This is a genomic window from Halomonas profundus (genome assembly GCF_020865425.1).
Lineage (GTDB): Bacteria > Pseudomonadota > Gammaproteobacteria > Pseudomonadales > Halomonadaceae > Vreelandella > Vreelandella titanicae.
Genome location: NZ_CP086344.1, coordinates 4,805,310 through 4,820,591 on the forward strand (window position 1 = coordinate 4,805,310; position 15,282 = coordinate 4,820,591).

Here is a 15,282-nt window from a genome sequence, read left to right on the forward strand (position 1 = left end):
AGGGCTTCAAAATGATATTTAAAATAAAAATGAAATCGCTCCTTGAGGATGCGATACAGCCACGCTCCGACTATTTTTATTTTATACAGCTCCAATCAGCATTGATTTACACGCTTCAGCATCTTATGCTTATAGGTGATGACTGCTGGAATGAAGCAGCGATCAAAGATTTGATCACAGGCATTGAGAATAAAGACATTGAGTTTCAAGTTGAGTCAGGTAAAGGCGAGAAGGGCATTTACGGCACTAACCCAATTCACGGTGCACTGTATAAAACATCTCAAAATATCGATACGGAAAATAGGTTCAAGCTTATCGCCCACATTATCAATGCGGCTTTTCAATGGCGAAAAGAGATTGAAGCATTACCCGTTAATCAAACTCTAACAGACCATAATAACAAACGTCTCAATATAGCTACTTATCAAAAAAACCTCGAAGCAGCTTGCAAAGTTGCCCGGCGCATGAAGGCTGATGAGCTAGCCCAGCTTGCACCATGGAATCAATCCACCCATGCATTATTAAAATCCTGTCAAAGACTTATCGAAAAAAAGGTAGCAGGTAGTGAAGCCTATATACAAGAACTAGAGCGCTTTTTTGCGTACGCTCTCAATGCTCGGCAGCCGCGAAAAAATTATCGCACTGAGCAAGAGAGTACCGATAATTATTTACTGCCTCAACGCACTCGGCCGATCGATATTGATCCTGAAGAGCCATGGCAAGAACTATCAAGTTCAGTTATAACGTTTCCATCTCAAGCAGTAGATTACAGCGCGTTACGCCAAGCTGGCCTCTCTGCTAATGAAGAAAGCTCGTCAATTGAATTAATACAGAGCGAAAAGCCATTAGCGTTAGCGAGAGGCGACTCGTCGCTTCAATCTGTTTTTCGCGCGCGTTCTCAACAGCTGCATTTAGCTAAAGCAGCACAGTTATTGCCTGGGCGATGGGAACACCTCGCTGCATATGATTTATTTCATTTACAGATACAGCTTAATCACACAAAGCAAAACCAACCCTTCCTGAGCTGTATTATTGGGCTATTGCTATTAACGGGCCGTAGTTTGAGTAGCATACTTGAGGCTCATGTCGTTAAGCGCATTGAACAAATTCCCAAAAATACCCTTCAAGATCAATCGCTGTATCTATTATCTGACGCGACAGGCTGGATAACAGGCGTTATTAGACCGCCCGATAGTCGCCAATCGAGCAGCCAATGGCGTTCGAACATGCGTAAAACACAAACACATCTCATATTCCCGCTTCCCAGTTTTTTACAACCGATCGTCGCTTTACTTACTAAGTATAAAGGACACAGGATACGAAAGAGGTCAGTCGCCTTATTTTCCGACCAATTTAAACATCAATTTACGGCTGAGCTTAAACAATTGCTAGCGGATACTAATCGTAAAGAGGGTACGCGACTGACAATACATCGATTAGGGATGCATTTGTTCAATACGCTCAATACGGGTGATGCTGATCTAACTGCTGCCTGCCTGATTACAGCGCGCGTACCCTCTTTTGGCCAACAGGCATCACTCTACTACTTTGCGCCCAGTCTTGATTACTTAACACAACGTTACCTGGAAGCAATGCGCATCATTGAGCAACAGTGGCAAGGCTCACTAGCTGAAAAGAACCAACAAACTACCAAAAAAACTCACTCAGGTTTGCTCCCCTATTCGCAACGAGAAACAGCTCACTACGTAGGTTCTCAGCTTGTACCCACTAGAGCTTATGTTGAGAAGCTAGTATCTCATATGCAGCAACAATTAACGGAAGCCGATCAGAGCGGTTCGCTGTTTGAGAAAATTGTGAGTGTACATAACTGCTACACGTCTTACACCATTGCGATGCTGATGTTTTGTACTGGGTATCGCAGCATTCGCGACCCATTACCCCGATGGAACCAGCTTTCGTTATCACGCAGCTTAATCGTCATCGCTGATAAAACTGATGATACACAAAGCCACGCTCGCTTTTTGCCGCTGCCCACGCTAATGGTGACACAGCTCAACCATTATTTACGTCATCGCGAGGCCGTGGTGGGCCGTCTACAACTATATCTTGAACAAAAATGGGACACCCCTTTTCTTTTTCTTGATACACACGGCCATCCTAAACAAGTCTCTCCCAAACGTCTTCAAAAGCAATTAAATTGGCCTGGCTCTCCGCCACTGAATATCAACCGTCACTTTCTTCATACACAGCTTAAAGAAAGCGGCAGCTCCTCTGAACTAGTGGATGCATTCATGGGCCACTGGGATGCTGGCCAAGAACCTTGGTCGAAACATTCTACATTTTGCCCACGGAAATATCGTGAGCACATTAGCTCAGCCATGGAGTCGTTGATGCAAAAACAAGGGTGGAAAGCAATTGAAGGGTCAGTGTTATGAGTGAACACATAATTTGGAAAGGCTGGAAATTAACGCCTCCGATACAAGCAAGTACTGACGGCGAAGCGTCTCGTAGCTATCAACGCGCACGCGAAAAATACAAAGAGCTGTCCTCAGCACTTGAACAGATAGAGGCACTTGTGCCAGGTGCCGCTGAAGGGTGCCATGGATTAGTCTTTTCAGAACGAGCTATCAGCGATGCGTTTGAGTCGATTCATTCGATCACAAGTCCACAAAAACTACGCCAGCAACATAATTTTCTAGTGAGCGGTTTGGAGCGCGGCGCGCGCGAGCTAAATTGGCAAGTCAGCATCCCGAGCCCGATGGTCACTCTGCCACGCAAATCGCCGCAAGTAACGACTGGCACTTTTAGTCAGCTACATGGCTGGGATACCGCTGTAAACATCCACGATCAATTATTGCCCCCAACCAAGCTTCATCAGAATAAATTAAAAGAATGGTTGGCGGGACGCTTTTTATTTCAGCTAGTTCGGGAAGGCGCCCTGCTAAATAAAGAGTGGCTAAGGCAGGTTCCCTTAGCAGTTAGCGACGGTATTACGTTTGTAGGTGATATTGGTTATCTAACGCTAAAAAAAGAGCTGAATTCTGAACAACCTAGCAGCAAAAATAAACCTATTTTCAAAAATTTCAATGTAAATGAGTCACCTGAACACCTTTTTGAGTATGAGCGTCAATATCAATATAGACGGCTCTTTCTAAGTCCTATGAGCCACCTATTGCTACTGAGTTACTATCAACAATACAGCCTAAGTTGGCCACAGAATGCAGGTGCCGAAAAAGCGCTACTGCACTATGCCAACAGTATCTCTAAAGAATTTTCTAATGCAAATTTGGCCTCCATTTTATCTGTGGCAAAAACGTCATCTTCACTGGAAATGATGCCCTTACTGACACATTATGCTAGCCAGTTTGACGTCTCATTATCGCTTCGCCCCACCACATGGCAACGACTTGTACATCGGCAAGTGTTGGTTAAACAACCCGAAGATGCCTCACTCGAACCAGCTTATATTCCCATCCAACCTTTGCCGAAGCGGAAGGGAAAGTATCCAGATCAATTAGTGCAGCTCATTAAATTACAGCGCTGTATCCCAGCCTCCCTCATTGGCCAAGCGGGTAGAAATAAGGCCATCGCGAATATCGATAACTTTTTGTCGTCAGAGGAAGGAAATGGAGTACTCGTTACACTATTAGCGGCCTGGGCTAAAAGACTCATGCAAAAAGGGGGACGGGTTAAATCAAAGCTTACTCCGAGCACGGTCAGAACCTATCGTTCCCATATAGCCCGCCCGCTGGTGATACACGGCTATGATATACACGATATTCAAGCGCTGGATGCGAGTGAATGGCAGAAGCTTTACGAAAATGTACTGAATGATGCTAAGACCACGGGAAGCCGTTCAAGGGCACAAAACCGTTTACGAGATTTCCACGATTTTGTTATGGATACTTACTCGGTTCCAGACGTAGAACTCGGTGGAAACGATGGGATAGCAGGACGTGTTGATGTAAACATCATCACACCAGCAGAATACGGGCGGGCCACCGCTATCATCGTAAGCTCTAAACAGTCGAATAGATTGCGTAAGATGCAGGCATTAGCGCTAATACTTGGCTATCGTCTCGGTTTACGTCGCAGTGAATGTGCCTTACTTATGCGCCGGGATATAGCGTTTATACAGCATTCTGAGGATATATTTGGTGAAGTTATTGTTCGCGCTAATCCATACCGACGCGGTAAAAGCTATTCAGCAACCAGACGTTTACCTCTCTGGCTATTATCGCCCCTAGAGCGAAAATTACTTGTTTGGTGCTATAACCAAACTTATAAAGACAGCAAGGTTCGGACGGTGCATAAACAGCTTCTGTTTTGTCCCGGTGTCAGTAGTCATGACATACTAAGTGATAACGAACTTTTCCAGCCTATCCAAACGGCACTAAAAGTGGCAAGTGGCGATACTTCAGTTCGCTATCATCACTTACGACATACCTTTGTTACGCAAAACATCTTACGTTTCCTAGAAAATAATCCCAACGAACTGCTGCCTAAAGAGTGGTTAGAGGGTGAGAGTGCCGACAAAGAACCTTATATTACGAATTTTGACTTCTCTACACTAGCGGGTCTTCCTTCACAAAATCGCCCGTCACGCAAGCGATTGTGGCAGCTATCATTATTGACTGGCCATGCCAGCCCTGATGAAACACTTAGCTCTTATACACACTTGTTAGATTGGGTGATGGGGCATTATCTTCGCGAACGCTTTAATCCGGTTGTTTCATCTGACATGCAGTCGGTCTTATTTAAAAATCAGTCAAAAACAGCGGTGACTAGTTGGCGAAATCGTAAAGGTTTAAAAGGACAAACACGGGCTAGTGATATCTTGAACCAATTGAAATCTGAAGGGCAGGACTATCTCGCTGATAATCGCTTGGAGCCTTTCTTCCAGCTATATGAGTCCCCCGCCATAAACCCGCTAGATAACGCAACTGCACTATTTACATGGCCGAATGCCACAACGATCTATCAATGCCTGCGATTGATCGAACAGCAAGAACACCAGGGGGTCTCGCTAGGTAATGCTATTCAGTATGCCGCAAGGAGCTTTTTGTTCGCTCCTAACCAGCTCGACCGCTGGGTAAAAAGCGGTGAGAAGCTTATGACCCGAAGGACCCGACGGACGAATTCGGCATTTAGTCGAGGAGACAATGTAAATCGGCGAAGTGAGCTTGCCGCCTCTCAAGTTGTTTATATGCCCGAGCTTCGACGGTGTATGGCACCTCCGTTAAAGCCGCAGGTATTGAAGGAGGCTGATCAATTTTTTCATAAACTACTAGATTGGTGTCGAGCAAACCCCGAAAAAGCGGAAAAAAGCTTTGTCACATTTCGCAATCATATGCAACGCAGTACGGGCCATATTAAGCTTCCAGATGCAGTAGCTATAAACACCGTCCGCGATATTCTTCGTCCATTGGGCTGTCTACAGCACGCCTACCTAGTAGTTGAAGTGGAAACAAACGCTGTTGAGAAGAAAGTAAAGCGGCATTGGGCACAGGCAACTGATATCCCAGTAAAACGCATAATATCGATACCAACCCCCTCCCGCTCTGGGCGAACGCGTCATTGGTACGGTAATGCTCATCTCAAAATCACCCGCGGCGATTATAAAGATGCGGAGCAGCCACTGTGGGAGGCAATACGTTTTGCATCATTTATGATACTCCTCGTAGCAGATATAACTGACCAATACGAGTGATGGGAAGTATCCCATCACAGCACTTATCCCCACTCTCTCGACTAAAAGGGGTGGGGGTAAGTTATACTTGTTAGCAGAAGTGAATTTAGACGTTCAATACCTCATAAGCCGTGATGAAACACAGCTTTTGGCTGACAAAGTTGGCCCAGCGTATTGTTACCAGAAGGCGCTGACCCATTTTCGGAACTCCCTTCTCGCCCACCTGACGGTCGGTCAAGAAGACACGGAGGTTGCCTTTAGGGCCAATCAGATAAAGCGACCACACCTGATGCTGCATTAACCATTCTGGCCCCTCCACTCCTGCTACGTAAACCTCACCTTCGAACTGATAATCTGCTTCCTGAGTGGTTCGTTGCGATGTTACTGCCATGCTTGATCCTCCCAAGCCCAAAGCGTGCGCTCTAATTCCGCAAGAAGACGCGGGATCGCTTGACGATTAGCGTCAAGGCCAAGTTGTTGAAGGGTGCGCCCTACCCAGGTCGTTAGCGCATCAAGGTTGCTGTTCTCTTGCCCATCACCAAGCCACATCACGAGCGCGCAGCCAGAAGCTAAGCTGGTGGCGGCGGCCAAGGACTCCGCCAAACGGCGTTCAAGGCGACGCTGAGATTGGATGGCTGCCGTAACGCGCAGGGAGTGTTCGAGATCGTCGCGGTTCAATTTTAGAGTATTGAGCTGTTTCATCGTCATCTCCTAAGCGCGTTTCTGGTTAAGCATGCGCTCAAACGCAGAGCCGTCTTGGCGCGTTAGGTTGGGCACAAAGCGGGAGTAAACACGGAAAAGCATTTCCGTTGTGGTATGGCCCATCTGGCGCGCTATCCACTCGGGGCTCTCGCCTGCCGCCAACCATAATGTCGCCGCGGTATGGCGTGTCTGATAAGGCCGACGCTTATTCATCCCCAGTTCTGCTAGCAACGGGTACCAGACGCGCTTAGTGACGTTATGATGCGATAGCGCGGTGCCTTTACGCGTGGTGAAGACCAAGCCTGTCTTCCCCGTGACTTCAAACTGAGCCTTCAAGGCATCGAAGACCGGCTGCGACATATCAATCGCACGAAAGGACCCATCGTTCTTAGTGGGCACAACCTTGCCGTTCACCACCGCTTGATGAATCAGAACCTGGCGTCGGGAGAAATCCACATGCTCCCAGGTCAAACCGTCAATCTCGCCGGTTCGCATGCCGGTGAAGAAGCGCACGGTGTAGTACTGGCGAAAGTCGTCGCGAACGTTACTGATGATCCGCTGCACCTCATCTAGAGAAAACGGTTCCACATCGGTGCGTGGCACATTGAGCGATTTAATCCCGCGGTACGGTGAGCTAAACTCATAGCGGTCGGCGGCTTCATTCAGCATCATGCGCAATGGCGTCATGATGTGGTTGATACGGCTAGCAGAGAGTTTCTTGCCGCTCCGGGTGTTTACTTTGGCGAGTGAGGCCCGGAACTCAAGAATTTCTGCACGGGTGATGCTGCCGACTTCTTTATGCCCTAACGCTGGCAAAATATGTCGATCCAGACATCCCTGAACGGTGACGATCTGTGACTCGCGCCATTCGATCTCTTTCTCCGCAAACCACGTCTCAGCAAAGCCGCGCAGTAATGGCGTCGCTTGATAACCTCCTAAGGTAGTCAGCGCCCGTTTGCTTAACGTCTTTGCTCGCGGGCTATCCGGGAAGTAGCGCCCATAATCAAACGAGCCCAGCGTAATCTCCGCTTCAATTTTCTCCAGAATCCGCTCTAGCTTTTTCCGGTTAGCCGCCGTGTTATCTAATGACGTTTGTTTGCGGCAGCGTTTGCCTAAATAGCGGAAATCAAAGCACAGCTTGCCTGTTTCTTGGCGTGCAACAACCTTACCCATGGCACATACCTCCCCCGGCCATCGGTACACCGATACTTTCCTCTCGCGAGTAAAGCTGCATATCGCGCTCGATGGGCTCCCACAAATAAAGAATCTTGCGGCCCCCAAACGGACGAATGTAATGAATACCTTCGAGCAAAACGTCATCTTTTAAACGTTCACGGATAGTGCGTGCGTCGTACTTAATACGCTCTGCAAGCTCACCTGTCGTTAAGTAGTGAATAGGCATCTTATGTACTCTTTAGTGGCTTTATGTAGCTTACACGCTACATAATAGGCATTAAAAAGATGCTGTCAAGCGCCTTTTGTAGCTTTTACTCAACATAAGATGCGGGAAGCCAAAATATTTGATAGGATGCAGCCAATTGAAAAAGGCCATTTCCATGATTCGATTTCGCTTAAAAGAGCTACTTGCTGAGAAAGGTTTTCAAGAAAATAGGCGGGTTACTCTTGATGAAGTGTCTCAGGCCACAGGCATCCATCGAACAACGCTGTCAAAAATCGCTAATCAGCGCGGCTATAACACCGGAACGGAGAATGTAGACCGGCTTTGTGAGTATTTTGGTTGCAAGGTCGAGGATGTCATTGAATATATCTCATTATCTGATACGCCAGCCTCATCCAATTAAGCCATGCTTAAATAAACCGTTGGAATCACATTTCACTTTAATAAGCTCAATCTCTCCTATCCCACTAATTTCATTAAATAAATTCTTCGAAAAATAATGCTCATGACTTGTGAATGAACAATGAAGCGATCGAGCCTGTCGATTTGAATAGAGATGCCTTCGCATTGACCTGGAAGTTTGTATTTAGTAAATTGACTTCCACTTAAATTTTAACTTCCAGGCATCGAGGACCTTCATGGCCGAGTTCTCTCACACTTTTCCCGCTGCACGCGGCATTCAGTCTGGACGGCCATGTTACGTGGCAATGTGCCCTCTTAGATTAGTACCTAAAATTTTTATTTTTGACGGGCACGAAGTTCCTCCTGAGCTGAGAGCCCAACGTGTTCTAAACCGTACTCGTATCCCTGACATAGTGAGCTACTTAGTAGACAACCCTTCGGACTATACCCTTTCTGGAATCACCGCCTCTGTAGATGGTCAGGTGTCGTTTGAGCCAAGCACGGACACCGGGCTTGGGCAAAATCTCGGGCTGCTGTCTATTCCGATGGACGCCAAGATCCTAATTAACGATGGTCAACACCGCCGTGAGGCTATCGTACAAGCGATTGAACAAAATCCAGAGCTTGGGTATGACAACATCCCAGTGCTTTTCTTCATCGACGACGGCCTCAAGCGCAGCCAACAAATGTTCGCCGACCTAAATAAGCACGCAGTCCGCCCAAGTGACTCCATTAGCACACTCTATGATCATCGAGACGCTTTATCTGAACTTGCTAGAAATGTGGTTCGAGAAGTAAAAGTTTTTTCACGACTGACCGAAATGGAGAGATCAAGCATCTCTAATCGGAGCAGTAAATTTTTCACCCTGTCGGCAATAAAAAATGCATCTAAAGCTTTGCTGATGAAAGGAAAAAACACTCCCATCACTGAAGACGAGCAGGAACTAGCGATTCAGTTCTGGAACGAAGTAGCTGAAAATATGATGGACTGGCAGCTAGCCCTAGAAAAGAAAGTAGCCACTTGTGACTTGAGAGAGCAATACGTGCATGCTCACGGCGTTATGTTGCAGGCTATGGGGCAATTAGGTGCTGATCTCATTTGTAAGCCTAAATCGCAGTGGTGTGAAATCCTACAAGGCCTACAAAAAATTGATTGGGCGCGCGCGAATAGTGATTGGGAAGGACGCGCCATGCATCATGGTCGTATCAGCAAAGCACGAAGCAGCGTAGTTCTCAGCGGCAACTACATCAAACAACAGCTCGGTGTTCCGCTTACCCCTTCAGAGCAGGAATACGAGGAGTCGTTCAAATGATGGCAGCAGAAGAGAAATTTATTTTTTCCGACCACCTCTCCATGATCCAGGATTACACCATTGGTGGCCGTCCACTCGTGGATTTAGTACGCGAAATTCAGACCATCTACTGCTCCGATGACCGCCCTTGGATCATTGGCTTTAGCGGTGGCAAAGACTCAACATGCATTTTATCGCTTATCTACATGGCGCTACTTCAGCTTCCAATAGAGAAGCGCAAGAAACATGTTTATGTCGTTTCATCTGACACATTGGTAGAAACCCCTGTCGTCGTTGATATGATTAAGCGAGTAATAGCCACTATCAATGAATCAGCACCCCGTGAAGGCTTACCTATGAGCGCTCACAGCGTGGTGCCGAAGACAGATCAAACATTTTGGGTAAATTTACTGGGCCGTGGCTACCCAGCGCCGAACCAATCTTTTCGTTGGTGTACAGAGCGCATGAAGATCGACCCAGTTAGTGAGTTCATCCTTGATAAAGTCGCTGAGTTCGGTGAAGCCGTTGTTGTATTGGGCTCCCGTAGTCAGGAAAGTGCTTCTCGAGCTCAGGTTATCTCTAAACACAAGATCGACGGCTCTGCCTTAAGCCGTCATAGCTCGCTGCCTAATGCATACACGTACATGCCAATCGAAAGCTGGTCAGCAGATGAAGTTTGGATGTATCTAATGAGCGCCCCTTGCCCGTGGGGCGGCTCTAACAGAGAGCTGCTAGAGCTATACAAAGGATCCAACCAGGGCGAATGCCCCATTGTTATCGACAAAAGCACCCCCTCTTGTGGCAATAGCCGCTTTGGCTGCTGGACTTGCACCGTTGTTACCGAAGACAAAGCGCTTCACGGTTTGATCGAGTCAGGGGCTAATTGGATGAAACCTCTGTTAGTTTTCAGGAACATGCTCTACCAATCTCGGCAACCTGAAAATTCCGAGGAGTATCGTAACTTCCGTCGCCGGACTGGTCGCGTGTCATACAACTCAGGCGATATCAGCGATGACAGCATTCACGAAATTCGCCACATACCTGGCCCTTATTGGCTATCAAAGCGCCAAGAATTTCTTCGTGAACTTCTGACCATTGAGAAAGAAATTAACGAGAGCGGAGAGTCCATCGAACTGATCACGCGACCTGAATTGCATTTGATCAGAAGAGAATGGCTGAGAGATCCAAACGAGCCGGACTGGGAAGACACCCTGCCCCATATATACCGTGACGTATATGGTGAAGACCTCGACTGGGTGGAAGACGATGCCGGAGCATTCACGCGAGCAGACTCGGAAACGTTGGAAAAGCTTTCCGATACGTATGGGGTTCCGTCTGCTCTAATCCGAAAGATGCTTGAGGCAGAGCTTCAGGTGTCGGGCCTTGGAAAACGTAGAGGTATTTTAAATAGCTTGGAAAGCATCCTTCAGCGCGATTGGGAAGAGCTTGAAGCTATCAACGAACGTAATCAGTCCTTTCGCAAGCGTGGCAAGTTGTACGTTGAGGAAGTAAAAGACGAATTTTCAGAGTTTTTGCATTAATGCTTATCAAAGAGCTTACGCTGACCGATTTCCGAGTTTATGCAGGCACCAATCATTTTAATTTAGCTCCCGAAAAACATTTCGGAAAAACCCGACCCATCATTCTCTTTGGTGGGCTAAATGGGGCAGGTAAAACAAGTATACTGCTAGGTGTAAGGCTTGCCCTCTACGGGCGTTTATGTCTTGGCTCTACCGTTTCTCAAAAACGTTACGACGAGTTTCTCCTGGACGCCCTACATCACTCAAAAGAGACTGACCGCTCTGCGAACCAGGCATCTGTTGAGCTAACGTTCACGTATGCCAAGCTTGGCACGGAAAACCAATATCATGTTCTACGTGAATGGCAACGGAAGGGAAGCAGTGTCAAAGAAACTCTGAAAATCCTTGAAGACGGCACTCTTATTAAAGGTCTCAATTACGATCAAGCACAGAATTTTCTTAATGAACTTATTCCTGCTGGCGTATCTGACTTGTTCTTTTTCGATGGTGAAAAGATAGCTCAACTAGCGGATGACACAGGTGGAGCTGCTTTAGAGCAATCCATTAAGAAGCTACTGGGCCTGGATGTAGTTGAAAGGCTTTCTGGCGATTTGACGGTTCTCAACCGCAACCTGACCAAACGATCATCAGCTCAAGAGATTCAAGCTCAAATAGATTCCGAACAATCCAACCTCCAGGATTGCCGTACTCGTGTCGAGTCAATTCGACAAGAGATCACCACGGCTCGTGCTCAACGTGCTGAGATTCAGGATCGAGCGAATAAGATCCAAAAAGGGATTGATGATAGAGGTGGACACTTTTCTGCCTCTCGAACGCAGCTCGTAGATGAATTATCAGAACTGCAAGATAAACGGGAACATCTAGTTTCTCAGATTAATAGCCTAGTATCAGATGCGGCGCCTATCGCACTTGCAGAGGAGTTCTGTGCAAGGACGGAGACCCAAATAGAGAGCGACCTAAATCTCCACAGTCTTCTTCAGGAGCGTAGAATTCATGAAGAGTATCGTACAAAACTAATTGAGTCGCTTGACTCAAAGTTATCGGAAGATACTTTAAGCATAGTTCTCAATGGATTAGATACGCTTAACCTATCTTCAAAAGATCGGAGCCTCGATCAGCCAATTCATGATTTGACACCTTCCCAAGCAGGTCACCTTTTCACTACGTTTAATCAGGCTCGAAAGCAGCGTAAAGAAGTATCAACGTTATTCGCGTCGTTAGAAAAAATTGAAGCCGCCCTCGATGAGATAGGTGCTTCACTAGCACGCGCACCAGACGACTCACTGATCGCTACGGATTTTGAGAATCTTCAGCAACTACAGCAAAAACTTGGCAGGCTAGACGCTGAAATCGATACCCTTCGAAAATCAGGTAAAGAGACTGCGAACGAGGCTGTTGATGTTGCCCGTAGACTTGATCGGCTTTACGAAACAGCTGCGAAATTGAGCGACCAAAAACGTGTACTCGACTACATAAATAATGCGAATGGCCTTCTAAACGACTATGTAGACCAGACAGCTAAAGCTAAAATTCAGGATCTTGAAGTACAGTTCACGGAATGCTTTTCAAAGCTTGCACGTAAGGAAGACTTGGAACTGCAGATCCGCATTGATCCCCAAACTTTTCATGTAAGTCTTCTCTCCAGTAAAGGCCGAGGAATTGCAAAAGATGAGCTTTCAGCCGGAGAAAAGCAGATTTTTGCAATCGCAGTGCTCGAAGCGTTGGCAAAGACCTCAGGACGCCAACTGCCGATGATCGTTGATACCCCTCTAGGGCGACTAGACTCAGAGCATCGAACAAAGCTAATCGAAGGTTATTTTCCAACCGCGAGTCATCAAATGATTGTTCTATCCACAGATACGGAGGTCGATGAAGCATTTTATACAGCTCTCTCACCAGATATTTCGCGTGCCTATAAGCTCGAATATGACTCTAAAGCAGGAGCAACTCGGGTTCGTGAAGGCTATTTCTGGCAAGAGCAGGAGGCGAGCTAATATGATTCCCTTCCGCATCCAGTTGAGTAAGAAAACCTGGGATCGTTTGCAATACATGCAAACAAGAACGCGCCTAACACCTAATATTATTGCACGCATGGCAATTTCGTTAGCGTTACGTGATATCCAAACTGCAGCGATTAATGAGAGTAAGCCCGATCAAATTCACGTCATTAATCGCGACGTGCTATTTGGTGATCAGGAAAAAATATACGAGGCATTAATCCGGCAGTTCTGTGCGGAGCAAGGAATCGATTTTGACATTCAGGATATTCTCCGTTCATTAATTGATAGCGGTTTGCATAAGATGGGGCACGTGAAAAATCTAATTGACATACACACATTCTTCGCGAAGAAACTTTAGAATCATGTGCTTCTTCATCTCCATTTTTTTACTTTTTCACATATGCCCGTCCATTTTAGCGGGCATCTACGTCGATTCTAAAGATGTCTACCATAACTCCCTAAAAAAATCATTCTGCACTTAACATAAGCAGAGCATCCACAATATCACTTACTTCAATGACTGAAAATTAGCGACAATACATGTAGTTAAGAACTGTAAATCTGAACATAACCCTTCAATTATAAAATTCAGATATCGAATCATAAATAACTTTAGATGATCTACTTGTCGGCTCTAAATCTATAAAGAACTGATCATCCAAATCACACCTCGAAAATATTTTCGTGAAAATATCAACACTAATAACTGCATCCCATTCAAAGCTTGGATTTTTTATTCTATATAGATCTTTAAATACACGAATTAAGGCATTAAAACCGATAGCTTTATTTAAAGAAGATCGTTTCTCTTCTTTAGACCAAGCTATAGGCCATTTTTTACTAATAGCATCGAAAAAATTTAGGAGGTTTGAGGCTATTACTTCATCTCGACCTTTAACGAATGCCATCCTAAAGAAATGTTTTTCTAAGCTCGTTTGATCTAAATGTGATAGTTCGTTTTTTCTCCAAAACTTAGATTCCGCCAGAAAGTGGTTCCTATCTGCTTTCGGATCAGGCGATATAAGTTTCACAACATTCTCGACAAAAGTTGCTTGAGTTAGAAACTCGCCTTTCACACCAGGAGTTGCAACACCTAACCTTTTTATTGACCTATAAAAAGGACTTTTCTCTTCAGCATTTAGAACGACAGCAATATCGTGGCACGTTCTTTCTGGACTTCTTGCCTCGGCTAACGCCTGCAAGTCATAAACCAAGCTTTTATTCACAGTAGTTTGAGCGAGGTTTACGGTTGCAAATATACTTGCCTGTGTTGACACATCAGCACCGACAAAAATAGTTACCAAAAGCTGAAAAGGAGAAGTCGAGCCATCGGAATTCTTAAATTCGAAGTTATCGTCATTGAAACCTGCTAATCGATGTTGCCCATCCAAAATCGAAGCAATTTTATCATCCTCACCCTCGTTAGATGACAAAGTTATAACTTTCGAGCCTTCGTCCCAGCTTACATTTTCTTCATTAATTGAGAGAATTATTGAATTCGGGAAGGTTGCGTCAATTCCTTTTATGTATGAACTTATTTTTTTGACCCTGTCAAGCTTTAACTCTCTCTGTATGCCAAGATATTTACCAACATCGTCATGTTGAATTTTTCTTACGTCGGCCTCTGAAATTCGAGTAACATCTGAAGCTTTCATGACTCCACAGTAGAAATCACCAACAGGCTGACTTACCTTTATTGCATCAAACTTTACGGAATACGCCATTTCGCCAACCCTATTTACTAAAAACTTTATCGTTTAGATTTTTTTGACTGGAAGAGACAGCCTCATTATACGACTCGCCAGGGTATCTATCATGATAGGATGCGTAATACCAAACAATGAGAGAAATCCCATACACGCACACACCAAACCAACTTAAATCATACCCAAAAAGCCCATTAAGATAATCTTTAGCTCCATCTCCTAACTCAACCTCTCCTGAGTTAACTATTTCACCAATTCTAAAATATGAAAAGCTAAGAAGACCACCAACCAAAGAAATCAATGAAAAAATAAAAACAAATGAAAAAAACTTGAATTGCACTTTAACTTGACCCGCAACCTTCTTTAAAAGAAGAAAAAAGAAAGGTGTTATCATTGCAGTGGTTAAAATAAACACTTCTCCTCCCTTTAGGTTACCCCAAAAAGCATCCAAATATCCCATTGGAAGAGCCCAACTTTTAATAGCCGAATCCACTATAATTGGCAAAAAAGAGCCAAGAAGCATCCAAAAACAAGCTAACGATGTTTGTGTATGGCCATTTTCTATAAATCGATCATACTTGCCTGTCATT

13 protein-coding genes are annotated in these 15,282 nt (G+C 45.4%); 7 read left to right on the forward strand and 6 right to left on the reverse strand.

Going from position 1 to position 15,282, the window contains the following annotated elements; all coding sequences use genetic code 11:
• Positions 1-11: 11 nt before the first annotated feature.
• A complete protein-coding gene (locus LMS44_RS21850) occupies positions 12-2,396 on the forward strand; it encodes a hypothetical protein (RefSeq protein WP_223289189.1) in 2,385 nt (794 codons plus the stop codon).
• Positions 2,393-5,671 carry a site-specific integrase gene (locus LMS44_RS21855; protein ID WP_223289188.1) on the forward strand — a complete coding sequence of 1,093 codons (3,279 nt, stop codon included), beginning with the start codon at positions 2,393-2,395 and terminating at the stop codon, positions 5,669-5,671. Before LMS44_RS21850 ends, LMS44_RS21855 begins: the two co-directional genes overlap by 4 nt.
• An 85-nt stretch (positions 5,672-5,756) precedes the next feature.
• On the opposite strand, the gene LMS44_RS21860 is transcribed toward LMS44_RS21855, so the two are convergent.
• The 4 genes from LMS44_RS21860 to LMS44_RS21875 are packed head-to-tail and all read right to left on the reverse strand — an operon-like array spanning position 5,757 to position 7,754.
• A complete protein-coding gene (locus LMS44_RS21860) occupies positions 5,757-6,041 on the reverse strand; it encodes a hypothetical protein (protein WP_498946422.1) in 285 nt (94 codons plus the stop codon).
• Positions 6,032-6,352: a hypothetical protein gene (locus tag LMS44_RS21865; RefSeq protein ID WP_498946424.1), complete on the reverse strand. Its 321-nt coding sequence runs from the start codon at positions 6,350-6,352 to the stop codon at positions 6,032-6,034. Before LMS44_RS21865 ends, LMS44_RS21860 begins: the two co-directional genes overlap by 10 nt.
• A gap of 9 nt (positions 6,353-6,361) precedes the next feature.
• Positions 6,362-7,525, reverse strand: coding sequence for a site-specific integrase (locus LMS44_RS21870; protein ID WP_498946425.1), 1,164 nt, complete (start codon positions 7,523-7,525; stop codon positions 6,362-6,364).
• Positions 7,518-7,754 carry a hypothetical protein gene (locus tag LMS44_RS21875; RefSeq protein ID WP_498946426.1) on the reverse strand — a complete coding sequence of 79 codons (237 nt, stop codon included), beginning with the start codon at positions 7,752-7,754 and terminating at the stop codon, positions 7,518-7,520. The genes LMS44_RS21870 and LMS44_RS21875 overlap by 8 nt, the downstream gene beginning before the upstream one ends.
• 136 nt (positions 7,755-7,890) lie before the next feature.
• Here LMS44_RS21875 and LMS44_RS21880 point away from each other — a divergent pair, with 136 nt between their 5' ends.
• The 5 genes from LMS44_RS21880 (at position 7,891) to LMS44_RS21900 (ending at position 13,344) form a co-directional block, all read left to right on the forward strand.
• Positions 7,891-8,154 carry a helix-turn-helix domain-containing protein gene (locus LMS44_RS21880; protein WP_498946428.1) on the forward strand — a complete coding sequence of 88 codons (264 nt, stop codon included), beginning with the start codon at positions 7,891-7,893 and terminating at the stop codon, positions 8,152-8,154.
• 235 nt (positions 8,155-8,389) lie between these two features.
• On the forward strand, positions 8,390-9,466 hold the full coding sequence (dndB, locus tag LMS44_RS21885; RefSeq protein WP_498946429.1) for a ParB N-terminal domain-containing protein: 1,077 nt from the start codon (positions 8,390-8,392) through the stop codon (positions 9,464-9,466).
• Positions 9,463-10,986 carry a DNA phosphorothioation system sulfurtransferase DndC gene (dndC, locus tag LMS44_RS21890; RefSeq protein ID WP_498946431.1) on the forward strand — a complete coding sequence of 508 codons (1,524 nt, stop codon included), beginning with the start codon at positions 9,463-9,465 and terminating at the stop codon, positions 10,984-10,986. The genes dndB and dndC overlap by 4 nt, the downstream gene beginning before the upstream one ends.
• A complete protein-coding gene (gene dndD / locus LMS44_RS21895; protein ID WP_498946433.1) occupies positions 10,986-12,980 on the forward strand; it encodes a DNA sulfur modification protein DndD in 1,995 nt (664 codons plus the stop codon). Before dndC ends, dndD begins: the two co-directional genes overlap by 1 nt.
• A gap of 1 nt (position 12,981) precedes the next feature.
• On the forward strand, positions 12,982-13,344 hold the full coding sequence (locus LMS44_RS21900; protein ID WP_498946435.1) for a DndE family protein: 363 nt from the start codon (positions 12,982-12,984) through the stop codon (positions 13,342-13,344).
• A gap of 217 nt (positions 13,345-13,561) precedes the next feature.
• Here the strand turns inward: LMS44_RS21900 and LMS44_RS21905 are convergent, their stop codons facing one another.
• Both LMS44_RS21905 and LMS44_RS21910 read right to left on the reverse strand, forming a co-directional pair.
• A complete protein-coding gene (locus tag LMS44_RS21905; RefSeq protein ID WP_498946437.1) occupies positions 13,562-14,710 on the reverse strand; it encodes a ParB N-terminal domain-containing protein in 1,149 nt (382 codons plus the stop codon).
• Between the two features lie 10 nt (positions 14,711-14,720).
• The gene (locus tag LMS44_RS21910; protein ID WP_498946439.1) at positions 14,721-15,281 is read right to left on the reverse strand and encodes a hypothetical protein; all 561 of its coding nucleotides are present in this window, start codon (positions 15,279-15,281) and stop codon (positions 14,721-14,723) included.
• Position 15,282: the final 1 nt, after the last annotated feature.